We start from the raw sequence: 26,118 nt of genomic DNA on the forward strand, positions 1-26,118 counted from the left end.
GTTCTGAATTTCCACAATTTTCCGAATTAAAAAGCACACAAAACAGGCGAAACAGCTTTTAAACAGCTGGTTCGTCAGTTTTGTGTGCCCACTTTTAAAAAGAGTGCATACTAACATTTCTTGTCGAAATTTTAACAGCAATAGATATTGTAATTATCAGAAAAATGTGCTATGTTATTACCAAATGATAGCAATTTCTATGTAGTCAATGAATGTTTTACCGCATAATGGATATTATGTGGTATTTTTATTTTCTGTCTATATGACCAGTCCAAGATTTTTCAGCTTCACCTCCTGTGCTTCCCCACTGATACATGTGTAGATTCGTGTGGTATTAATATTGGAATGTCCCAGCAGGTCCGCCAGATGGGACAGGTCTTTTTCTTTCTGATAATATGTGCACGCAAAGAGATGCCTGAGATTATGGGGATAGACTTTCTCCGGTGCAACGCCTGCCTCTAAAGCCAGCTTCTTCATTGCATGCAATATATTACTGCGATCCATCTGTCTCCCGGACCGTGTAACAAAAAGACTTCCTGTACTGATCTTCTTCTGACGGGCATATGCGCGCAGTTTTCTTCGCAATTCCATCGGAAGCAATACCATTCTTGTCTTTCCTTTCAGTGACACAGTAGCCCTTCCCTGCATCACAGCTTCCACTGTAATAAACGGCAGCTCACTGATCCGGATTCCGGTTGCCCCCAGCGTTTCGATCAAAAGATACATTCTCTCATCCTTATGATCTTTTGCTGTTTTCAAAAGCTTTTTGTACTCTCCAATGGTCAGCTCCTGTTTTTCCGACCGGAAACTACTCCTCTGGATCTTCAGGCTGCGGACAGTACAGTCGTACCACTCCATCATCTTAAAGAAACGGTTAATGGATGCAAGCATGGAGTTTACACTGGACGGTGTATATTGCTCCATCAACTTACGTTTGTACTGAATCACCTTTTCTTTCGTCACTACAGTCCCCTCTTCCATAGTGCGAAAAAATGCACCTACATCCCTGATATATTTTTCAATCGTCAGATCACTCTTTTCTTCATTGATTAACTCCCTTTTAAATGTATCCAATAATGTCATCCTGATGATATGATCCATATATTTGTCCCTCTCTTCTGATTTTGTATCATTCCTGTTATGTTAGGATGAACTGTTATCTTAACATTATGTATTCCCAGCCTTACAGTTTTTTGATAACATTTTTCAGTGGAAACAGAGTAACACAAACGGGATATCAAAATTTGTCAGTTTTTAGAAATGTCGAAAAAAAAGACTCCGCAGATGATTACTCATCTGCAGAGTCACTTTATTTCCTATTTTTTAGAAGATAACTGCTTAATCTTCTTTCACATCTTTGATAGAGAAACTGATTCGTCCCATCTTGTCTTTGCCAAGGCAAACAACTTTCACAACATCACCGAGAGTCAGAACATCTTCTACATGATTGATCCGCTCTTTTGCGATCTTTGAGATATGAACCATACCTTCTTTACCCGGAGCAAACTCAAGGAATGCACCAAACTCTTTGATGCTGACAACCTTACCTACGTAAACCTGTCCCTCTTCGAACTCGCTTACAATGATATTAATCAGCTCTTTAGCCTTGTCCATCATTGCCTTATCAGTACCGCAGATAGATACGGAACCGTCATCGGTAATATCGATCTTCACGCCGGTCTGCTCGATGATTGCGTTGATGGTCTTACCTCTCTGACCAACTACATCACCGATCTTCTGCGGGTCAATGCTCATCTGGATGATCTTCGGAGCGTACTCGCCTACCTCTTTTCTCGGCTCAGCGATACACGGCTTCATGCAGTTATCCATGATGAAGAGTCTTGCCTCACGGCATCTTGCAATAGCACCCTCTACGATCGGTCTGGTCAGTCCATGGATCTTGATATCCATCTGGATCGCCGTGATACCGTCAGTCGTACCGGTTACCTTGAAGTCCATGTCGCCGAAGAAGTCTTCCAGACCCTGGATATCGGTCAGAAGTACGAAATCATCGTCAGTCTCACCAGTTACCAGACCGCAGGAAATACCTGCTACCATCTTCTTGATCGGCACACCTGCTGCCATCAGGGACATACAGGATGCACAGGTAGAAGCCATGGAAGTGGAACCGTTGGACTCAAAGGTCTCGGATACACAGCGGATCGTATAAGGGAACTCTTCCTCACTCGGCAGTACCGGAACCAGAGCTCTCTCAGCCAGTGCACCATGACCGATCTCACGACGTCCCGGTCCTCTGGACGGTTTGGTCTCTCCTACAGAGTAGCTCGGGAAGTTGTAATGATGCATGTATCTCTTGCTTACTTCATGCTCATCCAGTCCATCCAGCTTCTGCTGCTCAGACAGCGGAGCCAACGTACATACGTCACAGATCTGAGTCTGTCCACGGGTGAACATAGCAGAACCATGTACTCTCGGGATAATATCTACTTCAGCTGCCAGCGGACGAATCTGGGTGATCTCACGTCCATCCGGACGTTTGTGATCTTTCAGGATCATCTTGCGGACAGTCTTCTTCTCATACTGATATACAGCTTCACCAAGAACAGCAAGCCACTCCTCATTTTCTGCAAAAGCCTCTTCCAGCTTCTCAGTCAGGACACGGATATTCTCCTCTCGGGTCTGCTTGTCATCGGTAAATACAGCCTTCTCCATCTCTTCCTGCGGAATGATCTCTTTGATGGCTGCAAACAGCTCTTCCGGAACTGCACAGCTGGTGTAAGCATGTTTCTCTTTGCCAACCTCTGCTACGATCTCATCGATAAATTTGATGATGGTCTGGTTTACTTCATGAGCTTTGTAAATAGCCTCAATCATTTTTGCTTCCGGAATCTCATTTGCTCCGGCCTCAATCATGATCACTTTCTCACGGGTAGAAGCAACGGTCAGGTTCAGATCACCTTTCTTCCACTGCTCCTGGGTCGGGTTGATGATAAACTCTCCATCAATCATGCCCACCTGAGTCATGGCACAGGGTCCTGCAAAGGGAATGTCAGAAATGCTGGTTGCGATTGCAGCACCAAGCATGGCAACAAGCTCCGGTCGGCAGGTCGGATCTACGCTCATAACCATATTGTTCAGGGTAACGTCATTTCTGTAATCCTTCGGGAACAGCGGACGCATCGGACGGTCAATAACACGGGAAGTCAGGATGGCATTCTCAGATGCTTTTCCCTCTCTCTTATTGAATCCTCCCGGGATTTTTCCTACAGAATATAATTTTTCTTCATACTCAACACTCAGCGGGAAGAAATCAATTCCATCACGCGGTTTGTCAGATGCAGTTGCAGTGGAGAGAACAACGGTGTCTCCGTAGTGCATAAATGCTGCACCATTTGCCTGAGCTGCCACGCGGCCTACATCTACTCTTAAGGTTCTGCCGGCAAGCTCCATGGTATAACTTTTGTACATACTCTTGTATCTCCTTTCCATTTCTTACATAAGTTTCATAGCGGAAGATACCGAAACTACTGAAAAATACAGACCCTTGTCTCATTTTTTCTGTCCTTTTCAGTGGTCTCGGAACTTATCTTCCACTACCAGGCAAGTGCCCATCTTCAAAAACAGGGCGGAGAAATCTCCGCCCTATGATGGTTGATTATTTTCTCAGACCTAATTTTGCGATCAGAGCACGATATCTCTCGATATCTTTTTCTTTCAGGTATGCAAGCATTCCACGTCTCTGTCCAACCATTTTCAGCAGACCTCTTCTGGAATGATGATCCTTCTGGTTCTCTTTCAGATGCTCAGTGAGCTCCTGGATTCTTGCGGTCAGGATAGCTACCTGAACCTCCGGTGAACCGGTGTCTCCCTCACAGCGTCCGTACTCAGCGATAATTGCCTGTTTCTTTTCCTTTGAAATCATGATATTTCCTCCTGTTCTATTAATCGCCTGTCATTAAGGGTCGGTCGGAGTCGTCCGGGCTCTGAATGACGGCTAAACTCATACTCGATTACTTTACCATACCCTCAGATATTTGTAAAGCACTAATTACAGGTTTCTCACCTTGAATTCTTTCTCCGCCTCACGCCGCATATCTTTCTTTGCAATATCCGCACGCTTATCATAGAGTTTCTTACCTTTGGCAAGACCGATCTCTACTTTCACGAGACTTCCCTTAAAATACACTTTCAAAGGAACCAACGTAAAACCTTTCTCCGCTATCTTTCCCACCAGCTTGTTAATCTCGCCTTTGTGAAGGAGAAGTTTCTTCACTCTCAGGGGATCACGGTTGAAAATATTTCCCTTCTCATAGGGACTTACATGCATGCCATAGATGAAAACTTCGCCTTTCTCGATACGGACGAAGGATTCTTTGATACTGCATTTCCCCATACGAAGGGATTTTACTTCCGTTCCATGAAGAGAAATGCCTGCTTCATAAGTCTCTTCTATAAAATAGTCATGATATGCTTTCTTATTATTTGCAATAAGTTTAATACTATCCTTTGCCATGTCGTCCTCACTCTTCTTCGTCTTCTGCCAGTTCAAAGTCAATGGTTCTGGTCATTTTATCTGCTGCCACGACCTGCACCCGGACTTTCTCACCTAATTTGTAAGCTTTTCCGGTATGGGTTCCGACCATGGCATACTCATTTTCATTATACTCAAAATAATCCCCCTGTAAAGAGGCAGCGCGCACCAGACCTTCGACGGTATTCGGCAGTTCCACGTAGATACCCCAGGCAGTGACACCGGAAATAACACCTTCGTACACTTCCCACAGATGCTGGCTCATATACTCTACCTTCTTGAGCTTAATGGTCTCCCGCTCCGCTTCATCAGCTTTCCGTTCCCGCTCACTGGACTGCTTCGCCACCTCTGTCAGTATAGCTTCATAATGCTGCCGTTTTTCCTCGTTCATCCGTCCGCGGAGACAGTCCTTGATGATCCGGTGAATCTGAAGATCCGGATACCGGCGGATAGGCGAAGTAAAGTGGCAGTAATACTTGGCTGCCAGTCCAAAATGTCCGGTACAGTCTGTCGTATATCTTGCCCTCTTCATGGAACGTAAGGTCAGCCGACTGATAAGATCTTCTTCAGGCGTGCCGTCAAGCTTTGCCAGCAGTTTCTGCAGCTCCTTCGGATGGACTTCATCATCTTTCAGACGGATGCTGTAACCGAAGTTATTGATAAAAGTGGCAAGTTTCCGCATCCGATCCGGATCCGGATTGTCATGGGTCCGGTAAAGAAAGGGAACTTCCTGCCAGAAATAATCCTCTGCCACAGTCTCATTGGCAATGAGCATGAAATCCTCGATAATTTTTGTTGCTGCATTCCGGTCATAGGGGCGGATATCTACCGGTTTGCCCTGCTCATCCAGGATCACCTTCGTCTCCGGGAAATCAAAGTCGATGGAACCCCTCTTCTTTCTCTTTGCACGCAGGAGATCCGCCAGTTCTTTCATATCACGGATCATGGGGATCAGTACTTCGTATTCTGCCAGTGCATCCTCATCTCCATCCAGAATCTTCTGTACGCCGGTGTAACTCATCCGTTGATCCACATGGATGACAGATTCGGTGATCACATGATCTATCACTGTTCCTTTTTTATCCACTGTCATGATGCAGCTCATGGCCAGACGGTCTTCTCCTGCATTCAGGGAGCAGATTCCATTGGATAATCTTCTTGGAAGCATAGGAATCACCCGGTCTACCAGATAGACACTGGTACCGCGGTTCAAAGCTTCCCGGTCAAGAGCACTTCTCTCCTGCACATAGTTGGCTACATCCGCAATGTGTACACCCAGTACATAGTTTTCACCTTCTTTTGTCAGCGAAACCGCATCATCCAGATCTTTGGCATCTTCACCGTCGATGGTCACCATCTGCAGGTTTCTTAAATCCATCCGGCCTGCCATATCCGCCTCACTGATGGCATCCGGCACCTTCTCCGCCTGATTCATCACCTTCTCCGGAAATTCTGTAGGCAGATCATAGCCTTTTACGATGGACAGGATATCCGTACCCGGGTCACTGATATGGCCTAAGATCTCCACCACTTTTCCTTCCGGGTTCTTCCGCTCCGTGCCATAATCTGTCAGTTCCACTACTACTTTATGACCGTTCATGGCACCTTTTGACTGTTCCTTCGGAATAAAAATATCCCGGATAAACCGTTCATTATCAGGAATCACAAAACCGTAATTCTTACTTTCCTGATAAATTCCCACCAGCTTCACTGTACCTCGGGACAGAATCTTCGTCACCACGCCCTCCCGGCGCTTTCCGCTGATGCCCGGCTTCACCATTACCTGCACCGTGTCCTGATGCATGGCCCCATGGGTATTATCCTCTCCAATAAAGATATCCTCCTCCATGCCTTCTACAGTCACAAATCCAAAGCCCTTGGCATGAGCCGTAAATACGCCTGCCAGAAGCTTTCCTTTGCCTTTACTGTATTTACCCTTCTGGGAAACTTCCACCTTTCCCTCCAGCATGAGCTGATCCAGCACTTTCTGCAGATCAGACCGCTTTTCTTTGGGAATATCAAGAAGGATTGCCAACTCCTTGATCTTCATGGGTACATAAAGGTCATTGTCCATAAGATCACAGAGCATCTTCTTTCTCTCTTTCATCTGTTCTTCCGTCATATCGTCACCTCCCGGATTCAAAAATGGTCTGTAAATTCTTTATAAAAACAAAATGAGCACTCCTGCCTTATAACAAGAGTGCCCAGTTTCTTCTGATATTAATATCTTAGAAAATACTCAGATTCAGAACGATTGCCAGAACGAAAAATACAACCATCAGAATTTTCGTCCATTTTTCCAGATTTCCTTCCATGGAACGTCCTTTATTTCTACCCCAATAACTCTCAGATCCACCTGCGATGGCACCGAGACCCTGGGATTTGCCCTCCTGAAGCAGTACCAGCACGGTAGCTACGATACATAATAACACGAAAATCCCCATGAGGATATATCTTAAAATCTCCATTTTTACACCTCCTACGTGTCAAACAGATACATCTTATCATATAATTCCAGAAATCACAACACTTTTGCAAGAAAACTTTTCAATCGTTCATTCTGCGGATTGCCGAAGAAATCCTTCGGATTGTTTTCTTCCATAATAATACCTTCATCCATAAATACCACTCTGGTAGCCACTTCTCTTGCAAATCCCATCTCATGGGTGACCACTGCCATGGTCATACCGTCGTCAGCCAGTTTCTTCATCAGATCCAGAACCTCACCAACCATCTCCGGATCCAGCGCGGAAGTCGGCTCATCAAAGAGCATTACCTTCGGCTTCATGGCAAGGGAACGTACAATGGCAATACGCTGTTTCTGTCCACCGGACAGCTGTGCCGGGTAAGCACTTGCTTTTTCTTCCAGATTGACCAGCTTTAAGAGACGCATGGCCTCTGCCTCTGCCTCTTTCTTCGTCATGATCTTTAATTTGATAGGAGCCAGTGTAATATTGTCCAGAACCGTCAGGTTGTTGAACAGATTAAAATGCTGGAATACCATTCCCATATGACGGCGGATCTCATTAATGTCCGCTTTCGGATCGGTAATCTCCTGTCCGTCAAATACAATACTTCCGGAGGTCGGCTGCTCCAGAAGATTCAGGCAGCGCAGGAAGGTAGATTTTCCGGAACCCGACGGTCCGATGATAACGACTTTCTCCCCGGGAGCAATATGCATGTCAATATTTTTGATAACCTGATTGTCACCATATGATTTGGATAATCCTTTAACGTAAATCACTCTGTCTCAGTCTCCTTTCCATTTTTCCCATGATCCATGTCAGGAACATTACTATCACCAGATAGATTGCTGCAATCGCAACGTAGGGAACCAGCGCCTGATAAGTCTTAGACTGGACGATCATAGCTCCTTTGGTCAGATCGCGAAGACCGATAACGGTTACAACGGATGTTTCCTTTACAAGGGTAATCAGCTCATTGCCCAGTGCCGGCAGTACATTTTTGAATGCCTGCGGAATAATGATATAACGCATGGTCGATGCATAAGTCAGACCAACGGAACGGCCTGCCTCCATCTGCCCTTTGTCGATGGACATGATGCCGGAACGGAAGATCTCAGCCACATATGCGCCTGAGTTAATTCCAAATGCCAGAATCGCACATTTCATCATATTGCTGTCTGTGGATCTGGCGCTTGCCCACACTACAAACCACATAATCAGAAGCTGTACCATCATAGGCGTTCCACGGATTACCGTCAAATACACTTTACAGATTCCATTGAGAATTTTAAGCGGCAGTCCTTTCTTTCTCTCCGGCTGCTGGTCATATGCAGAACGGATGATTGCCACCAGTACACCGATGATCACACCGATGATCAATGCAAAAATAGTTACCGTTAGTGTGGTTCCCAGACCTTTTACGAAATACTGGTAGTTGTCTTCCAGTATAAATGTCTGATAGAATCCCATCTTAAGACTTTCCCACATAATTATGGCTCCTTTCATTTCCCTCGTTTCGTATCTTTGTGCAAATAAGCTTTGCTCTTACGCATAAATATGCATTCATTTTACAGTATGGATATATAAAAAGCAAGTCTTAGATTGCTTCTTATATATCCATGCGGTTTTTGCCCGGATGTTTTAGGCTTCTATACAGGAAAAACGGAGGTGTTCAATACGGAACACCTCCGCCTCTGTTCTTTTCAGATTCAGAATTTATTCTGCTTTGATGTATTTATCAAGAATTTCCTGAATGGTTCCATCATCCTTCAGCTCCTGAAGCGCTTTGTTCAGTGCTGCAGTCAGTTCCGGGTTGTCTTTGGAAACTGCTGCTGCATAATCCTCTGTGGTGTATGCAGTATCAAGAATCTTCAGTCCCTCATTAGCCTCTACAAATGCTTTTGCCGGCTCCTGGTCGATAACTACACAGTCAACCTTGCCCTGAAGCAGTGCCTGTACAGCAGTAGCACCATTCGGAAGTGCATTTACATGATCCTCGCCAAAGTCATCAGCACAGTACAGATGTCCGGTAGTTCCCTGCTGAACACCGATCAGTTTATCCTGCAGATCATCTACGGAAGCGATGTCAGAATCATCTTTTACGATGATAACCTGAACACCTGTTGCATAAGAATCAGTAAAATCTACGTTCTGTTTTCTCTCCTCGGTTACAGTCATACCAGCAAGGCTCATGTCAATCTTGCCGGACTGGATAGAAGCGATCAGAGAGTCAAAGTCCATATCAACGATCTCAAGCTTCAGACCAAGTTTGTCAGCCATTGCCTGTGCGATCTCGGCATCAATACCTACGATGTCATCTCCATCTTTGTACTCATACGGCGGGAATGCTGCGTTAGTACCCATGGTCAGAACACCCGGCTCTACAGTCGTTACTTCTGCTGCATCTTCTGCTGCTGCCTCGGTATCCTCAGCTGCTTCTGCATCTTCTGCAGTCTCATCAGCTGCTTCTGCGTCCTCTGCGGTCTCATCAGCTGCCTCAGTGGTCTCCTCTGCTGCAGTATCAGTTGTTGCACTGCTGCTTCCGCATCCTGCAAGAAGAGTAGCTGCCATAGCTGCTGTCAGCATTACGCTTACGATTTTCTTTTTCATAATAGTTTCCTCCTCATAAAAAGTATCATAAACTTTTATCATTGACTAATTATAATGCATTTATTCACGATTGCAAGCCTTTTTGTGAATAAATATAAATATTTTAGATCCGATATTCCATATAGACCTGTCCATCCAGATTCTTCCACTGGAACAGTCCGTCCTCATAGGTCATATAACTATGGGCGCTTTCTTCCTTCGGAATAGAGACAGAGCCCGGATTCAGATAGGTGTATGTCTCATGTTCCCGGCATACCGGCACATGAGTATGGCCGTGAAGTAAAATGTCTCCTTTTCCCAGCATCGGCAGATTCTTTTCATTGAATACATGTCCGTGGGTCAGGAAAATCATGCGTCCTTTTTCGTATAAAAATCCATAATCCGCCAGGATCGGGAATTCCAGTACCATCTGGTCCACTTCCGTATCGCAGTTCCCGCGGACACAGAGAATCTTCTCCTTCAAAGGATTCAGCATGGCAATGACTTCCTTCGGTGCATAATCTTTCGGAAGATCGTTTCTCGGACCATGATATAGTACATCGCCCAGCAGAATCAGACGGTCTTCTTTTTCCTCCTCCAGTCTTTCCAGTAGTTTTCTACAATAATATGCAGATCCGTGAATATCAGATGCAATTACGAGTTTCATATAATTCCTCCATCTCCTGTACTTGTTTTTTTAACTGTTCTTCCAGACGTTTCTGTTCCGAAAAGCTTCCATATTCCGGGCAGACATAGCCGCAGAGCCTGTAGTCTCCATGATGCCGGATGCCTTCCAGCCAGTCGCAGAGCTCCGGCCCTTCACCGTACAGCTGCCTGATGAGCTGTGTACCCGCCGTAAGGTGTTTCTGAAGCTTTTCTTTTTCTTCAGCTCCATTCCGACATGATTCCGCAGAGTTATCAACAAACCGTGCCAGAATCTGATGATTTATCCACTGCTCCATCCGTTCTTCTCCACCTTTCAACAAGCCATGCTCTTTCTTTATGGAAAGTTCCCGTTCCCGTCCGGTGAGAAATCCCTGTATACCTTCTGCCTGGTGAGCAGACAGATATTCTGACAGATGCTTTTTCACTTCTGCCCACCGCGTCTCCCTGCGCAAAAGCCCGCCGACTCTGCTCATCTCTTCTGACGCTGCTGCCAGAAAATGCCGGATAAACATACACCGCACATCCGGTCCGGCAGACGAAAGCCTGTCAAGCAGACATCTTTTTTCTTCCGGTTCCACCGTCTCCGCAAAGAGTTCCGATATCCGGTATCCTCCCATGCAAGTCCTGTCCATCCGGTAATACGCATCGAAATCCGCTGCCACTTCGGGACTCCTTATGAATTCTTCCACAAAATATCTGTTTATGTCAAGACCCTGGCGTTCATATTCTTTCAAAACCGTTGATAAATCTTCCCAGCCCCTGGCTGTCACAAACTCTTTTTTCTTACGTTCTTCCACCACCCGGTAAAATGCCTCCGGCTTCATCTCCAGATAGGAAAGAATAGCCGGATGAACTCCTCTGGATGCTGCATACTGTTTCCAGACAGTTACATCCGCCTCAATATTCAGTGTCCGCACTCGATCCAAAGAAGCCATATCCATTTCACGCACTGCATGATTCAGTTCCGGCGGATTCCCTGCTGCCACAATAATCCAGCCTTCCGGCACCTTATGCGTTCCAAATTTTTTAAACTGTAGAAGCTGCAGCATGACCGGCGCCAGTGTCTCTGATACACAGTTGATCTCATCGAGAAACAGGATTCCTTCCCGATATCCGGTCTGCTCCATATAAACATAGACCGAAGCCACAATCTCACTCATGGTATATTCCGTCACCGTATATTTTTTCCCCTCATACTGATGCGTCGCCAGTTCCGGAAGTCCGATGGCACTCTGGCGGGTATGATGAGTCATGGCATAGGACAGCATTCCCGTACCGCACTCTGCTGCTGCCTGTTCCACAATGGCCGTCTTCCCGATACCGGGCGGACCCATCAGAAGAAGCGGCCGTTGCTGTATAGAGGGGATCCGGAACATTCCATCTTCGTCACGCGCTGTGTATACCTTTATAGTTCTGATAATCTCTTCTTTTGCTTCCTGTATATTCATACTGATTCAGTCTCCAGTCCGAGGTTTAAGTCATATGCCCAGTCCGGCGTCTTCCCCTTTTTCAATTTCTGATTGATAAATACAAAGGCCGTCTCATATACCGGTTCCACATCCGGATAAATTCCGTCCCCGTCCGTAAAATACAGAAGTCCCTTCAAATGCCGGAACTCTCCGTCTTCCATAAGCTGATCCACCAGTCGGAACACCGGTGTAAAATCCGTATCTCCGTGCCCTTTGATCTGAATCGTTTCCAGATACTGCTGCCATTCGTCTCTGCAGGTAATCTTCACATGTTCCTGTATCACACAGTCGCACTGAATGATATGAATATTCATGTGCGCAAAGAATTTTTCCCGTTCCTGAAAAATGGTCCACGTTTCCTGTAAAAAACGCTGGACTAACGCCCCTGAACAGGAGCCTGACGTATCGATGGCAATGACAAATTCCTGCAGCTTCTGCACATCTTTGTATTCCAGCGGTTCCAGCATCAGCAGTCGGTCATAATAGCTCCTGCTATAATAATAAGGGAGATAATCAAAGCTGTCCATATCCGGCTCCAGTTCTTCGCCCCACACGGCATAGCGCTGCAAAAATCTGCAGTAATCATACTCCCTGTCTTCCCCCGGTACCATGGTCTGTACCTGCTGTCCGGCACTTCCGCCAGCCTGGCGCTTATGTTCCTGTTCCCTGACGGGAAGTTCCTCAAATATCGTCCGCCACCGATGAATCACTTCTACTTGCTTTCGCAGCTGCTCTGCCCTGCCCGGCATCTGCTCATAACGAACTATCGGGTTATTTTCCATCCCACCGGATTTCCAGAGAGCATGATCATCTCCGGAAAATACAGTTTCCAGTTCTTTTCGTTCCTGCATAGTACAGTCTGCTTCAAGCCATATTGTCACCGCCTGCTCACGAAATGCAATATGAGCTTCCTGCAGTTTTCTGTAACACCGGCTTCTCTCTGCCGGCACCGGTCTTTGAAATTCCTGCACCGCCATTTGATCAATACGGTATTCCGTCATCAGATCACAGGCCAGATTCCATATGGTCTTTTCAGCGGCTGGTTCCCGCAGCGGATGAAGATACAGACAGTGAAGAACCAGATGCAGATATCTCCTCTCCACCTGTATCGGTGCATCGTGAAACCAGCGGAGCACCTCCTCCGGATTCCAATACAGACAAATGCCGTCCGTTCCGGTACTTTTCCCATCATTCCGATACTTCCATTCCGGCAGTAAAAGTGCACCACTCATTACCGGCAGCTTCATCTGCAGGCGCAGCCGGGTCAGTTTTAAGATGTCTGTGGCCAGCTGTTCTTTTCTGTCTCTTATATCCACTTATTTTCCCTCACATTACCTGTGAACTCTAACACTGCTCTTATTATATGCTGTCTGTGACGTATTTTCAATTGCAATCCAAACACCAATGTGGTATGCTGACAGCATAGGGATTTTCTCTCTGTAATGCAATAAAGGGGGGACATACAACATGAAAATGCAGGAATCTCCAGAAGATTATCTCGAGGCTATTCTTGTTCTTACCAAAGAACTCGGAAACGTCCGCTCCATTGACGTGGCAAACTATCTCGGTTACAGTAAACCGAGTATCAGCGTTGCCATGAAACGTCTTCGTGAAAATGGATTTGTGGCGCTTGATGATCATGGCAATCTGGTACTGACCGGTTCAGGACTTTCCATTGCCCTGAAAATATATGAACGTCATATGGTAATCTCACAGTTTCTGATCTCCATCGGAGTCAGTGAAGAAACCGCGAAAAAGGATGCATGCCGTATGGAACATGTAATCAGCGATGAAAGCTTTGATAAGATCAAAATGCTTCCGCGCTAAAAGCAGAAGAGCTGCCTGCAGGGCGGCTCTTTTTTGTTGTAGAATACACCGATCTGTCCGGCTGCATCTGTCAACTTTACTATTGACTCCAGTTGACTGTCTGCTTATAATAGTTACCAGAAAGTAAAAAGGAGTTAACTGTTATGAAAACATCTTCCAAGACACAGTCTATTGCCATGATCGGTATGTTCACCGCCGTTCTGGCTGTATTATCCATTCTTCAGATCCCAATGCCGTCAGGAGTTCCGATCACGCTGCAGACGTTTGCCGTTGCATTGTGCGGCTACTGCCTCGGCAAAAAGAACGGAACGCTCTGCGTTGCCCTTTATCTGATTCTTGGCTTCGTTGGAGTCCCGGTATTTACCGGAATGACCGCAGGTATTGGTAAACTGTTCGGTTACACCGGTGGATTTCTTTATGGTTTCCTGTTCCTTGCATTTTTCTGCGGTCTGGGAAGCCAGCTGAAAAATCATGCTGTGGGCGTACTGGTTGGCGTTGTGGGACTTTTGATCTGCCATGTACTTGGTGCATTTCACTATTCTGTCATTGCAGCAACCGGTTTCGGACCTGCATTTCTGCTGGTATCCGTACCGTATCTGGTAAAAGATGTTCTGTCTATCATCGGTGCACTGGTAGTGGCACTGGTTATTAAAAAGACATTATCTAAGAGCGGTATCATTCTCAACACAAAGACTGCTGCATAGCTCTGATTTTCGTTTCATTTCTGCTATCCTGAAGAGGGGCAGTTCAGACTAATCGCTGAACTGCCCCTCTTCGCTTTTTCTTTTATAGTTGCTCCAGTTTCGGAAGCATCTCCTCATATTTCGTATCCATACATTCTTCAAATTCAGCCTGTTTCTTCATCAATTCCAGCGAAGTGACTGTCTTTTTGATCGGCTGGATCGTACCGGCTCCGGCTACACAACCGCCCGGACAGGCCATACCCTCCAGCAGATAGCCGTTGTATTTTCCTGCTTTGGCAAGCTGCATCATTTTCTTACAGTTCGCAAGGCCTTCTGCACTGACTACCTTCACGGTTCTGGTCGGGTCCATCCGGTTCACGGCCTTCACGACCGCAGCAGCCACACCGCCGCTGACAGCAAAGCCTCGTCCGTCGGAACTTGCCTGTTTTAACGGTTCTCCATCCGGAAGTTCCTTAAAGTTCACGTTCTTTGCATCAAACATGCCCTGCACTTCCTCAAAGGTCAGGACAAAATCTACATAACTACGGACGCTCTTTCTGCTGGCTTCCAGTTTCTTCGCTGCGCAGGGACCTACAAAAACAATCTTGCAGTCCGGTTCTTTCTCTTTCAGAAGGCGGGCGGTCAATACCATAGGCGTCAGTGCCATAGAAATACAGTCTGCATACTCCGGGAATAATTTTTTTGCCATCACAGACCATGCCGGACAGCAGGATGTTCCCATAAATGGAATTTTTTCCGGCACTTCTTCCATGAAATCTTTCGCCTCTTCAATGGTACACAAATCTGCACCTACCGCCACTTCCACTACATCTTTAAAGCCCAGTGCCTGGAATGCCGGACGGATTTTCTCCGGTTTCATATCCGGGCCAAACTGTCCTGCTACTGCCGGTGCTACAATAGCATAGACCGGTGCGCCGCTGTTGATCGTCAGAATCGTCTGGAAGATCTGACCTTTATCCACAATTGCGCTAAACGGGCAGCTGACCAGACACATACCGCAGGAAACACACTTGTCCTGATCAATATCGGCTCTTCCGTGCTCATCCGAATGAATAGCATTCATGCCACAGGCCTTCGCGCACGGACGTTCCTGATGGATAATGGCACTGTACGGACAGGCACTCACACAACGTCCGCACTTGATACATTTGTCAGGATCAATATGGGAACGCCCATTTACCATGGAAATTGCACCTTTCGGACAGACTTCCATACACGGATGTTCCAGACATCCCTGACATCCTTCCGTCACCAGCACCCGGTTCTCCGGGCAGGAATGACAGGCAAATTTGATAATATTAATCAGAGGCGGCTCATAATATTTTTCTTCCACCAGGCTGGCCTCCACACCCTGAGAAATTTTGGAATGTTCAGAAATCTTTCTCAGGGAAAGTCCCATGGCTACCCGCAGACGCTCTCCGACTACCGCTCTCTCGAGAAAGATGCTCTCACGATAAGAAGCTATCTCTCCCGGTACAATCTTATAGGGCAGCTCGTCCAGACGGCTGCAGTCTCCGCCCTCATATGCCATTCTGGCAATTTCCGTAAAAATTTCGTGGCGAATCTTCGTTTTGGATGAATATAATCCTCTCATCTTCTGTCACACTCTCCATTCTGTTTTTGCATAAAAAAGGTATCAACACACAATTGATACCATTTTATCATCAATATGCTATTTTGAAAACCAACAGATTGTTATACCTGCGCTTTCACCGCACTTACCTGGAAATTCAGGATCAGGTGATGTCCGTCCTCCAGAATTTTCTCATTGGTCACATTGGAACAGACTTCCTTTGCTCCCAGCTTTTGGAGTTCCTGTACATCCCACTCCGGTCGGAGTCTTCTTGCCATAGGCAGATGTTCCCCGATCCGATCAATAGAGTTCGCATTAATTCCCTGCATATGCTTATGCTCCCAGCGGGTTCGGTCTCCATACTCCGCATCCGTCACATAATAATAAAAATTTCCATCAAAGTTCATCACCGTACCATTCGGTTTCAGAACCCGAAGCCACTCTCTGTAAGCCTGTTCCGGCTGTTCCAGATTCCAGAGCACATTTCGGCTGATCACCAGATCAAAGATTCCGTCCTCGAAATCCAGCTTCTGTGCATCCATCCGGCGGAAATCAATATCCACTCCATAATGTACCGCATTTTTCCGTGCCTCTGCCAACATATTTTCCGTATAATCTACAGCAGTGACTTCATATCCCAGTCTGGCAAGCAAAACAGAGAAGAACCCCGGACCACATCCCACATCCAGCACATGCCGGCAGATTCGTCCATTCAGTGCCCGTCTGATCTGCTGTTCCCACAGGAAAATGCGATGCTCGTCCTCCAGTTCTTCTCTGTTGCTTAATGTATATCCCTCCGCCCGGCTGTTCCAGTACTGACGGATCTGTTCCAATGTCTGACTCATAGTTTGTCTCCGATTCTTTTTTCAACATTTATCGTTTCAGTATACCTGTTGAAAAGAAACGGTACAAGCCTCCCCGGGGGATATGTTTTTACCGTATGTATTTATTTACCCAGTTCTGTGGTTCTTTTAAATGCAGCCTGTACTGCATCCATCACGATACCATTGAGACCTGAACTTACGAAAGTGTGATATCCTGCAATGCCAATACCTCCCGGCGTGTTCATCTCGTCGGTAATCTGGAACGGATGGCTGTCTGTACCCTCCAGACGAAGTCCGGTACCGATCAGGTTCTGAGTGACAATTTTTCTTGCATCTGCTCTGGAAATACCGCACTCTACGCCTGCATCCATCAAAGCTGCTGCAAAGAGAAGAAGCCATTCCGGACCTGCACAGCTTAATGCGGTAAATGCATCAAATTGTTTTTCCGGGATTACCAGTGTAGAACCGATGGAATCGGTAATTCTCTGTACGCTCTGTTTTGCTTCCTCAGAAGCATTCTCACTGAAGGTCAGGGCACTGTAACCGCGTTTGATCTCGGTCATGGTGTTCGGCATAATTCTTGCATAAGTGACTTTCTCACCGATCCATCCTGACAGTTTCTCGATCTGGATTCCTGCACAGATAGATACCAGTACATGATCCTGTGTGATGACTTCAGAAAGCTCTTTTGCTACTTTCTCTGCATCCTGGGGGCGGACTGCCAGTACCAGTACCTTTGCTTTCTCAGCCAGTTCCTTCAGGCTGTCTGCCAGCTGAAGTCCGTAGGTTTCTTTTAAATATACCTGACGCTCCGGCAGAAGCTCTTTTACATAGATCTCCTCTGCTGTCAGAGTATTTGCGGAAAGAATTCCTTTGATAATGCCGGTAGCCATAGCTCCACCGCCGATAAATCCAATGCTCTTGCTCATTTTCTCGTCTCCTTACTCACATACGTTGAAATTCGTATTTCTATATTTCATCAGTGTGTCTGCCGCTTCCTGTCCGTACTCTGCTGCCACATCGGCCAATACTTCCGCGTTGACTGCCTCTCCTTCTGCCTGAAAAATAGCCGCCGTCACTTCGTTGTACGCCCAGTAGGAATGAGCACAGTGATATTCAAAATTTTTAATTCCCGCAGGATTCTTTCCCCGTCCACTGCCTTCGGCAATATCTTTCCCGGTAGAAAGCCGGTGAATACAGCAGTCCGCCGTATGAAGGGTCTGGTCTACCTCGTAACCGAGATCCGGGTTAAATCCCCTGGAAATGGAACTGTCCAGATATTTACAGTAAGCCGCTCCCGCCTCTGTAAGCCCCATATCATGGAACTGGGTGTACCAGGGACATCGGGTAATTTTCAATGCACCGTTTCCATCCGGTGTCATGATATTGGAAATGCCTTCCTCTTTGGCCGATTCCGTATTGACCCATTCTCCATAGTAGTTATACGTTGCCTGGGTCAGCTCCTGCCCGTCCCGTATGGCCCGTTGTGCCATTCTCCGGCCTCTCTGGAGAGCATAATACTGGGTGGCATGCAGGAATGCTTTTTTCCCGCGCTCTCCGAAACGCTCCGTCAGATGTACATAATATTTTGCCGCAATGTAGGCATGAATCCGTTCGTTAAATTCCATGTTCTTACCTCCAGCGGATCAGCAGTCTCTTCACCAGACTGATCAGCGCGTTCAGCACAGTAACTACCACACCGATCACAAAGATACCTGCGATCACTTTTGTGAAGTTTGCAAAATCTGCGTTATATTTGATATACCATCCAAGTCCGGATGTTGCTCCGATCATCTCAGCCGCTGTCAGTACCAGAAAGGAAGTGGATACCGATACAGACACACTGTTGATGATTCCAGGCAGACTGTAAGGAAGCAGTACATGAAGAATCATGGAACTCTGGTTCAGATTCAGTGTTCTCGCGGAATCCATGATCTTCCGGTCAATCTGGCGCACGCTTAATACCATGTTCATGAAGATGGACCAGAAAATCGTCATGGTGATGACGAAGATGGACGCTGCACGAAAACTGGGCAGCAGTGCTACCGCGTACGGGGAATAAATAATCGGCGGAATCGGGCTGATAACCCGGACAATAGGCATCACTGTACTGCTCAGGCGGTCTGACAGGCCGACGATCAGTCCCAAGCCAACACCGAAGAACAGGGCCAGTGCAAACGCAAGTCCCATAAGCCGCAGGGAGCTTCCCACACCTTCCAGTATTTTTTCATAATCCGTTACAAAAATGTTGAATACATTTTCCGGTGCCGGATAGAGCATGGCATCTTTTACTCCCACCTTGGCGGTAATGTACTCCCAGAGAATCAGCGCTGCAAATACGATAATTCCAATATCAATGGCCGCTTTTTTCTTCCTGTTGGCAAGAAGCGCTGCTTCCACGGCAATGACAATGATCAGAAATGCCGTATAGGATTTGGTGCCTTCGACTGATGGCTGAAGGATCAGGAACACCAGTACAAGGAATAACAGATGGGGAAGTGCCCCGTGTATTTTCCGTATCATATTCCTTCTCCTCCTTCAAACTCCAGTTTCTGTTCCTGTTCGTGATAAAAGAGATCCACAACTTTTCTTCGCAGGCTGAGATATGCTTCATCACTGGTCAGTTTTTCCCGGTTTCGGGGTCTTGCAAAGGGAACCTTTACCTCATGGGCGATCTTTTTGTCCTCCATAAAGAGAATCCGGTCAGACATGAGAATCGCCTCATCCACATCATGAGTGACAAACACGATGGTCTTTTTCTTCTCCGTTGCGTCCAGAATCTGTAACAGCAGATCCTGTAAAAGAACACGGTTCTTGGCGTCGATGGCGCCAAAAGGCTCATCCATCAAAAGGATATCCGTCTCCATGGCCAGTGTTCTGGCGATGGCAGCTCTCTGCTGCATACCACCGGAGAGCTGGTATGGATACTTGTTTTCAAAGCCTTTCAGTCCTACCTTCTCCAGGTATTCCATGGCTTTTGCAGTCAGTTCCTTTTTGGAAAGTCTCGGGAAATTCTGCTTAATGCCAAATTCAATATTTTTTCTTACGGACATCCATGGAAAGAGAGAATAGTGCTGGAATACCACGCCTCTGTCTTTTTCGGTTCCTCTTGTCTCCTGTCCGTCGATCAGAAAGCTTCCGTTCTTGGGATTGTTGAGGCCTGCCAGAATGCTTAATGTGGTACTTTTTCCGCATCCGCTGGAACCGATGAGGCTCACAAATTCACCTTCTTCCACAGAAAATGTGACTCCATCCAGTGCATGGTAGACATTTCCCTGGTCTGTATAATCGAGTGTGATGTCTTTTAACTCTATTTTACTCATTTCCATGTATCTCCGTTTTTAATATAATTCTTTGTTATTAGCCGCAGCAGCTTTCCTCTGCCTTGGTGTCTTCTCTTCAATCCTGATTGGTTGCCTGATCCTCTGCCTGAAGCTGCAGATATACCTCATTATCCGGGTCTTCCTGGAGAAGCTCGTTCAGTGCATCTTCAAATACGGTCGAGTCAATGTAATCTTTCATATCTACATTACCCTCAGAATATCCGATATCTACCATTGCCTGGAAGAACTGGTCGGTATCTTTTACATCCGGGTTCGGGCTGAATCCGATGTGGCCATATTCATATACCTGGCTTCTGATGGTATCTTCGTCGGTCTCCAGTTCCTGAAGTGCATATTTAATTGTTTCATCTTCATTCGTCTGCATCAGCTCATATGCACGGATATTCGCTTTCAGTGCTGCTACGTAAGCGTCTCTGTTTGCCTCCAGCTTCTCTCTGGTGGTAAACATACGACAGCAGATAAATCCAGGCCACTCATCTTCGCCATCCAGGTAGCTGACCGGAACCAGTCCCTGTGCTTCTGCACTCTGACGATAGGTCAGGAATGCAATACCAAGATCAACCTCTCCTTTTTTTACTGCCTCTACAACGGTTGCCTGGGAATCCAGCTCCACAAATTCGATCTTGGATACATCCACGCCTCTGTCTTTCAGCATCTTACGAAATGCAATATCACCAGTATTTAACCGGGTAACACCTACTTTCTTTCCTGCCAGAGTCTCTTCATTCAGTTCAGTAAACTCGGATGCCCGATCCGGAAGAGCATAAAGGGAAGCTCCCTCTGACATCTGTCCGCCAATGATTACAATATCAGAGCCCTGATCAATGTAGTTCAGGACTGCGGTTGCACCTGCAGATACCAGATCTGCTTTGTCCTGAAGAAGTGCCTGTATATTATCCGGGTTGGAGTTATTGTAGGTCATCTCCACATCCAGCCCCTCGTCTGCATAATAACCTGCTGCATAGGCAAGTGCGGAATCGATATGTCCAACCATGCTGTTCCATCCTAAAACTCTTAAAGAACCTTTGCTGTCAGAAGCTGTATCTGCTGCTTCTGCTATATCATCGCTCTCGCTGTCTGTCGTTTCTGCATTGGTCTGTGAATCGGATGCTGCTGTGCTGCTATCTGATGAAGAGCCACAGCCTGCCAGAAGTCCTGCTGAAAGTGCTACCGTCAGTAACAGGGTAAGTGCTCGTTTTTTCATAATGTTCCTCCTTTGTTATATTCCTACTTTGTATATAGGAATTATATGTTTCTTGATGTCACTTACTATACTACGGCTTTTTTTATCTGTCAATAGTTTTTCATATATATTTAGTAGGAATAGTAGGCTTGTTATAAAAAGCTTCCGGCCAGTAGAGCGATACACTGTGAGCGGAACCGCTCGCGCTAAGTCCTCGATCCAGCGGTACTAAGATTCGAACTACGCCAACAGCTTGTTCTCATCAAGTACCGGGACTGCGGACGTTCCTTTCACAGTGTATCGCTCTACCGGCCTGGACATTTTGAAACAATTTAGTCAAAAGAAAAAGAAGTCCCAGAATCACTCTGAAACTTCCTTGTTTCTATATATTCTATTCGATTGTTTGCTGATCGTCGACTTCCTGATGAGTTGCCAGCCGGAAGATAGCCAGTGCAAATACTGCGGCCGCGGCTGCTGTGACAATCCAGAATACCATATCATTCTCATACAGACTGGTACTCACAATGAGAGTTACCGCCAGATTAGATACCATATGAGAGAGCACTGTTGCTTTCAAGGAATGATAAGTCTCCATCAGCCAGCACAGGAACCATCCACAACATGCTGCATAGATTCCCTGCACCAGATTTCCGTGAAAAACACCGAACAGGACACCCCCTAGAAAAATGGCCCATTTCGGTTTCATAAACTCCCGGAGTCTCTCATAGAGAAGACCTCTCATCACCAGTTCTTCTACAATGGGTGCCAGCATACAAACACAGAGAAGCTGCAGCACGAGGCTTCCCGACATAAGCATGGCACTGGTCTCCTCATAGCTGTCCGACAGTTCCGGCAAAGGACTGATATTGACAAGGTTATTACCTGCAATAGAAAAAGCAATGCTGGCTGCTGCAATCAGACAAGCATCCCGTCCTGTCATCCTGCGCTTCCCGCCATCCATATCCGAAGTCATCCTCCATGCCCGTTTCCGAATATCTTTTCGATACAGCATTCCAAAAAGCACAGTGGAAATTACTGCACTGACAGTCAGAAATGTCACATATAAATCTGACCAGGCAGACACTGACGTTGTTGCTTCTGAAAGAACATGTGGAAAGAAAAGCCTTGCAACAACCATTCCTGCCGCGACTACTACATTCTGGATGATAACATAAAGAGCCATGGGATACATGGCCCTCCATACTTTATAAATTTTCATTTACATTTTCTCCGGTGCTTCAAAGCCCAGCAGGTCAATGCAGGTCTCCAGCACTTTTCTGGTCAGCAGAAGCAGGGCAATCCAGCTCTTCTTTGCTGCCTCATCTTCAGAACCAAGAATCTTGGTCTCATGATAGAATTTATTAAATGCATTGGCAAGATCGTAGATGTACGCACAGATCTTGTGAGGCGCAGATTCCTCATAAGCAGTCTCCATCATGCTGTTGAATTTCGTCAGTTCCAGCTGAAGCGCTTTCTCACTCTCGTTGGCACTGGCTGTAATCTGTCCGTCACCTGCAGTGCCTCCCATCTCTTCGTATTTTCTTAAAATAGACTTAATACGAACGATGGTATACAGGATGTAAGGACCTGTATTTCCTTCTGAAGACGTGAAACGATCCACATCGAAAATATAGTCTTTGGACGCCTGATTGGACAGGTCACCGTATTTAACAGCGGAAAGACCGACGATCTTGGAGATCTTCTCTGCCTCTTCCTCATCCATGGGACGACTTGCCTCGATCTTCTTCAGCATCTCTTCATTGATATCTTTCAGAAGATATTCCAGTCTCATAACACCGCCGTCTCTGGTCTTGAAGGGCTTTCCGTCTTTTCCATTCATAGTACCAAAGCCAAGGAACTTAAGACCGGTCTCATCTGTCACCAGACCACATTTTCTTGCACAGCGGAATACCTGAATAAAGTGCATCTCCTGACGCTTGTCTACTACATAGATAATCTCATCCGGATTATAAAGCTTCATACGCTCTACGATGGTTGCCAGATCGGTAGTCGTATAGAGAGATGCTCCGTCAGATTTCAAAAGCATACAAGGCGGTACTTCCTTAGTATCGGTATCTTCCTTAACGTCAACAACCAGGGCATTGTCGCTCACATAAGCAAATCCATCGTCTTTCATCTTCTGCACCATGTCCGGAATATATGGCTGTGCGTCGGACTCACCTTTCCACAGGTCAAAGCTGACATTGAGGTTTGCATAGTTTCTCTTTAAGTCGGTAACAGATACATTTAAAATGTGCTGCAGCAGTGCCTGGTAACCTTTTCTTCCATGCTGCAGTTCATAGGTTGCCTGCATGGCAGCCTCTTTATAAGGTTCATCCTCTTTGGAACGCTTGCTGGCGGTCGGATAAATCTCCTCCAGCTCTGCGATCGTAAACGGAGCTTCCTCCGGGTAAGCACCATCGTAATTCTCATCAAAATAGCACAGCTCCGGCTTTCTCTCATGAAGCTCGGTAATAATCAGACCCATCTGCAGACCCCAGTCTCCCAGATGTACATCACCGATGACATGATGTCCTGCAAACCGCGCGATTCTCTTTACACTCTCTCCGATGATGGCAGAACGCAGATGTCCTACGTGAAGCGGTTTTGCCACATTCGGTCCGCCATAATCAATGACGATGGTCTTCGGATGTTCTGCTTTCTCAAATCCCAGACGCTCGTCTGCTTCCATGCCATTTAAATAGCTGCTCAGGAACGCATCATTGATCTTCATGTTAATGAATCCCGGATTTACCGCCTGTACTTCTCCAAATACTTCGGAACCGGCAAGCTGCTCCACGACTCCATTTGCAATCATAATCGGCGCTTTGTGGTACTCTTTCGCTGCCGCCATGGCTCCGTTACACTGATATTCACAGAGGTCCGGACGGTTGGAAATCGATACACGCGCGTATTTTTCATCATAGCCTGCTGCTGCAAACGCTTTTGCTACTTCTGCACTCAGCAGATCCAGTATTTTCTTCATATGCTGAATCTTCCTCCTTAAATTCTCCATTTTCCATTAAAGAACTTCTTTCAAGTATAGGGAAAATAAAAGCGTTTGTCAAGGAGTGGCAATCTCTCTAGTAGCTGTGATCAAACGCATACCAATGCGCCAGCTGGCGGCAGATGGCCACCTTATCCATCAGATCCATCTGCTCCCCCTCATTCATCTGTACTTTTACTTCATACTTATCCGAAAAAGTCTCCCCCGTTGCAGAGCAGGTGCCCAGAACATTTCCGTCAAAGTCCATGACATAATGACATCTTTCATCGGTCAGATAATCTGCCCTGATATTTCCATCCGCATCCAGAAAAACTATATACCAGTCATGTTCCAGTCCATCGGTCTCCATAATCCGCGTCTGGGCATAGCCAAGGCAGTTGTCATCCATATCATAATATGCATAAGTGGTGCCGGAATTGACGCCTTCCAGATTGTAGATAAAGTTATCCTTCGGGTCACCCAGATAGAACCAGTCTTCTCCTCCTGCTGTCACGGTATACTTCGTATTCCAGAATCCGGTCTCTTTGATACTTCCGGCAATCACACCATCCGCCGTCAGATCCGAGGTAAGGGTGATATCCTCCAGATCCCCTGTGTAGGCCAGTGAGGATGCCTCTTCCAGCACTTGACGCTCCTCTTCCACAGCCGCCCTTGGCACCTCCTCAATCTCACACCCCGCTGACAGAACTGCCGTCACAGCAGTCAAAAGCAGAGCCAGATTTCTTTTGTACCTCTTCATGTGCTTACTCATCCTCCTCGTCTCTTGCAATCTCTCTTGCCACCATAATGGCCATGGCGGTCATAAGCGGCAGATAATCCCTGTCGTAAACCATCAGTACCGAATTATCAAAAACGATGTTATGAAGGGTAAACTGCATATCCTCCATAACAGCTCCCAGCATCCGGCCATTGAGGGTCACACTGAAATTGCGTCCGATAGAACCGGCATACTCCCGCAGCTCCAGCTTTCCTTCTGCTACGTCCATAGTGAAATGATCTCTGATAAATTCCAGTTTTTTCTCCAATTTTCCGTAGAGCTCGCCCTTCAGATAGAAGCGGTAGGCAGGCAGCACATGGAGAATTTCCTTCTCCACCCGGAACACTTCCCGTTCCTGTCCATCCCGCACATAGAACTTCAGAAGTGGTGCTGTTCCTTCTATATGATAGATGAAATTTCCATCTTTATCGCAGAGATCAAACTGCTGACCTGCAAGCTTGAAATCTTCCGTAAAAGTATATACTTCCGATGGCTCCGATGCCGGAATCGGAAGCACCTCCCCCGTCTTTGCAAAAGAACTTAAGCTGTCATATAAATATTTCTGCAAAAGCATCACATCCGCCTGGAAACAAATATAGCCTGCCAGATCCTCGCCAAAGTCTTCCTTCATGGGAATCAGCGGCTCATTGATCCGATCTTTGATCATACTTTCCAAAAAAGAATAACCCAGATAACCATTCAGTCCGGAACCATTCAGCCAGAAGTAGAGATAATTGCCCTGAAAATCGGGTCCAAAGATCAGTGCCGGCTGCTTCATCGTATAAAAATGTCCCAGATAACCGCTGCCCAGCGGCGTCGGTACATTTTTAAATGCCTCGTAAAAATCCTCGATGGTCCGTACCGTATCTCCCATGCCAATCATCTTCACCACATCTGTCGAGGCATTATAGGATTCCGGGCTTGCCATCATAAAAACCGCAACTCCAATAATCACGATCACCGTTGATACAGAAATAAAGAATTTACTGTACCAGAATTTAAAAAGCAATGCCAGTCCCAGCAGCACAATCACAGCTCCCACCAGTCGATAAAGAAACGTCCGCATCTTCATATGTACACCCCTTTTCCACCGTAACATAATAATTTAATTTTACTGAAATCTATCTGTTATGGCACTACTCGGATGGGTAGGGTTGACATTTAGAGCAAAAAAATGGCATAGCCCGCTATCAGGGAGCTATGCCACATTTCATTATA

General features: G+C 46.4%; 25 protein-coding genes. 2 read left to right on the top strand and 23 right to left on the bottom strand.

The annotated features are described in order from the left end of the window. Positions 1–258 precede the first annotated feature (258 nt). The 12 genes from LKD36_RS03340 to LKD36_RS03395 all read right to left on the bottom strand — a co-directional run bounded on the left by LKD36_RS03340 (position 259) and on the right by LKD36_RS03395 (position 12,997). Positions 259–1,101 carry a tyrosine-type recombinase/integrase gene (locus LKD36_RS03340; RefSeq protein WP_308458673.1) on the bottom strand — a complete coding sequence of 281 codons (843 nt, stop codon included), beginning with the start codon at positions 1,099–1,101 and terminating at the stop codon, positions 259–261. A gap of 237 nt (positions 1,102–1,338) precedes the next feature. Further along, positions 1,339–3,429 carry a polyribonucleotide nucleotidyltransferase gene (locus tag LKD36_RS03345; protein ID WP_118770180.1) on the bottom strand — a complete coding sequence of 697 codons (2,091 nt, stop codon included), beginning with the start codon at positions 3,427–3,429 and terminating at the stop codon, positions 1,339–1,341. A 187-nt stretch (positions 3,430–3,616) separates the two neighbouring features. Beyond that, positions 3,617–3,883 carry a 30S ribosomal protein S15 gene (gene rpsO / locus LKD36_RS03350; RefSeq protein WP_118770181.1) on the bottom strand — a complete coding sequence of 89 codons (267 nt, stop codon included), beginning with the start codon at positions 3,881–3,883 and terminating at the stop codon, positions 3,617–3,619. Between the two features lie 126 nt (positions 3,884–4,009). Beyond that, positions 4,010–4,474 carry an SsrA-binding protein SmpB gene (gene smpB, locus LKD36_RS03355; RefSeq protein WP_308458674.1) on the bottom strand — a complete coding sequence of 155 codons (465 nt, stop codon included), beginning with the start codon at positions 4,472–4,474 and terminating at the stop codon, positions 4,010–4,012. A gap of 7 nt (positions 4,475–4,481) precedes the next feature. Continuing rightward, positions 4,482–6,614 carry a ribonuclease R gene (rnr, locus tag LKD36_RS03360; RefSeq protein ID WP_308458675.1) on the bottom strand — a complete coding sequence of 711 codons (2,133 nt, stop codon included), beginning with the start codon at positions 6,612–6,614 and terminating at the stop codon, positions 4,482–4,484. A 106-nt stretch (positions 6,615–6,720) separates the two neighbouring features. Then, positions 6,721–6,960: a preprotein translocase subunit SecG gene (gene secG / locus LKD36_RS03365; RefSeq protein WP_118770184.1), complete on the bottom strand. Its 240-nt coding sequence runs from the start codon at positions 6,958–6,960 to the stop codon at positions 6,721–6,723. Positions 6,961–7,013: 53 nt separating this feature from the next. Then, positions 7,014–7,736 carry an amino acid ABC transporter ATP-binding protein gene (locus LKD36_RS03370; protein ID WP_308458676.1) on the bottom strand — a complete coding sequence of 241 codons (723 nt, stop codon included), beginning with the start codon at positions 7,734–7,736 and terminating at the stop codon, positions 7,014–7,016. Continuing rightward, complete coding sequence (locus tag LKD36_RS03375) at positions 7,723–8,445, bottom strand: amino acid ABC transporter permease (RefSeq protein ID WP_308458677.1); 723 nt, start codon at positions 8,443–8,445, stop codon at positions 7,723–7,725. The genes LKD36_RS03370 and LKD36_RS03375 overlap by 14 nt, the downstream gene beginning before the upstream one ends. Before the next feature lie 228 nt (positions 8,446–8,673). Then, positions 8,674–9,567, bottom strand: a complete 894-nt coding sequence (locus tag LKD36_RS03380; RefSeq protein WP_308458678.1) for an ABC transporter substrate-binding protein — start codon at positions 9,565–9,567, stop codon at positions 8,674–8,676. A gap of 103 nt (positions 9,568–9,670) precedes the next feature. Then, positions 9,671–10,213: a phosphodiesterase gene (gene yfcE / locus LKD36_RS03385; RefSeq protein ID WP_308458679.1), complete on the bottom strand. Its 543-nt coding sequence runs from the start codon at positions 10,211–10,213 to the stop codon at positions 9,671–9,673. Then, entirely contained in the window at positions 10,191–11,660 is a 1,470-nt protein-coding gene (locus LKD36_RS03390; RefSeq protein ID WP_308458680.1) for a MoxR family ATPase, read from the bottom strand. Before LKD36_RS03390 ends, yfcE begins: the two co-directional genes overlap by 23 nt. Further along, positions 11,657–12,997, bottom strand: coding sequence for a vWA domain-containing protein (locus LKD36_RS03395; protein WP_308458681.1), 1,341 nt, complete (start codon positions 12,995–12,997; stop codon positions 11,657–11,659). The genes LKD36_RS03390 and LKD36_RS03395 overlap by 4 nt, the downstream gene beginning before the upstream one ends. Before the next feature lie 151 nt (positions 12,998–13,148). Between LKD36_RS03395 and LKD36_RS03400 the strand changes: the two genes are divergently transcribed. Further along, the gene (locus LKD36_RS03400; protein WP_118770191.1) at positions 13,149–13,508 is read left to right on the top strand and encodes a metal-dependent transcriptional regulator; all 360 of its coding nucleotides are present in this window, start codon (positions 13,149–13,151) and stop codon (positions 13,506–13,508) included. Positions 13,509–13,651: 143 nt separating this feature from the next. Further along, a complete protein-coding gene (locus LKD36_RS03405) occupies positions 13,652–14,212 on the top strand; it encodes a biotin transporter BioY (protein ID WP_308458682.1) in 561 nt (186 codons plus the stop codon). An 82-nt stretch (positions 14,213–14,294) separates the two neighbouring features. On the opposite strand, the gene LKD36_RS03410 is transcribed toward LKD36_RS03405, so the two are convergent. The 11 genes from LKD36_RS03410 to LKD36_RS03460 form a co-directional block, all read right to left on the bottom strand. After that, positions 14,295–15,806 (bottom strand): 4Fe-4S dicluster domain-containing protein, encoded by a 1,512-nt coding sequence (locus LKD36_RS03410; protein ID WP_308458683.1) that lies wholly within the window; start codon positions 15,804–15,806, stop codon positions 14,295–14,297. A gap of 101 nt (positions 15,807–15,907) precedes the next feature. Next, positions 15,908–16,630 carry a class I SAM-dependent methyltransferase gene (locus LKD36_RS03415; RefSeq protein ID WP_308458684.1) on the bottom strand — a complete coding sequence of 241 codons (723 nt, stop codon included), beginning with the start codon at positions 16,628–16,630 and terminating at the stop codon, positions 15,908–15,910. A gap of 101 nt (positions 16,631–16,731) precedes the next feature. Further along, positions 16,732–17,538 (bottom strand): pyrroline-5-carboxylate reductase, encoded by an 807-nt coding sequence (gene proC / locus LKD36_RS03420; protein WP_308458685.1) that lies wholly within the window; start codon positions 17,536–17,538, stop codon positions 16,732–16,734. Positions 17,539–17,550: 12 nt separating this feature from the next. Continuing rightward, positions 17,551–18,237, bottom strand: a complete 687-nt coding sequence (locus LKD36_RS03425; protein WP_308458686.1) for an L-2-amino-thiazoline-4-carboxylic acid hydrolase — start codon at positions 18,235–18,237, stop codon at positions 17,551–17,553. 4 nt (positions 18,238–18,241) lie between these two features. Further along, complete coding sequence (locus tag LKD36_RS03430) at positions 18,242–19,132, bottom strand: ABC transporter permease (RefSeq protein WP_308458687.1); 891 nt, start codon at positions 19,130–19,132, stop codon at positions 18,242–18,244. Further along, complete coding sequence (locus LKD36_RS03435; protein ID WP_308458688.1) at positions 19,129–19,932, bottom strand: ABC transporter ATP-binding protein; 804 nt, start codon at positions 19,930–19,932, stop codon at positions 19,129–19,131. Before LKD36_RS03435 ends, LKD36_RS03430 begins: the two co-directional genes overlap by 4 nt. 76 nt (positions 19,933–20,008) lie before the next feature. Next, positions 20,009–21,157, bottom strand: coding sequence for an ABC transporter substrate-binding protein (locus LKD36_RS03440; protein ID WP_308458689.1), 1,149 nt, complete (start codon positions 21,155–21,157; stop codon positions 20,009–20,011). 370 nt (positions 21,158–21,527) lie between these two features. Then, positions 21,528–22,355 (bottom strand): CPBP family intramembrane glutamic endopeptidase, encoded by an 828-nt coding sequence (locus LKD36_RS03445; RefSeq protein WP_308458690.1) that lies wholly within the window; start codon positions 22,353–22,355, stop codon positions 21,528–21,530. Beyond that, on the bottom strand, positions 22,356–24,122 hold the full coding sequence (gene argS, locus LKD36_RS03450) for an arginine--tRNA ligase (RefSeq protein ID WP_308458691.1): 1,767 nt from the start codon (positions 24,120–24,122) through the stop codon (positions 22,356–22,358). A 97-nt stretch (positions 24,123–24,219) separates the two neighbouring features. Then, entirely contained in the window at positions 24,220–24,882 is a 663-nt protein-coding gene (locus tag LKD36_RS03455) for a hypothetical protein (RefSeq protein WP_308458692.1), read from the bottom strand. A 4-nt stretch (positions 24,883–24,886) separates the two neighbouring features. After that, positions 24,887–25,972 carry an LURP-one-related/scramblase family protein gene (locus tag LKD36_RS03460; protein ID WP_308458693.1) on the bottom strand — a complete coding sequence of 362 codons (1,086 nt, stop codon included), beginning with the start codon at positions 25,970–25,972 and terminating at the stop codon, positions 24,887–24,889. Between the last annotated feature and the right edge of the window lie 146 nt (positions 25,973–26,118).

This window comes from Hominiventricola filiformis, assembly GCF_020686965.1.
Classification (GTDB): Bacteria; Bacillota; Clostridia; order Lachnospirales; family Lachnospiraceae; genus Hominiventricola; species Hominiventricola filiformis.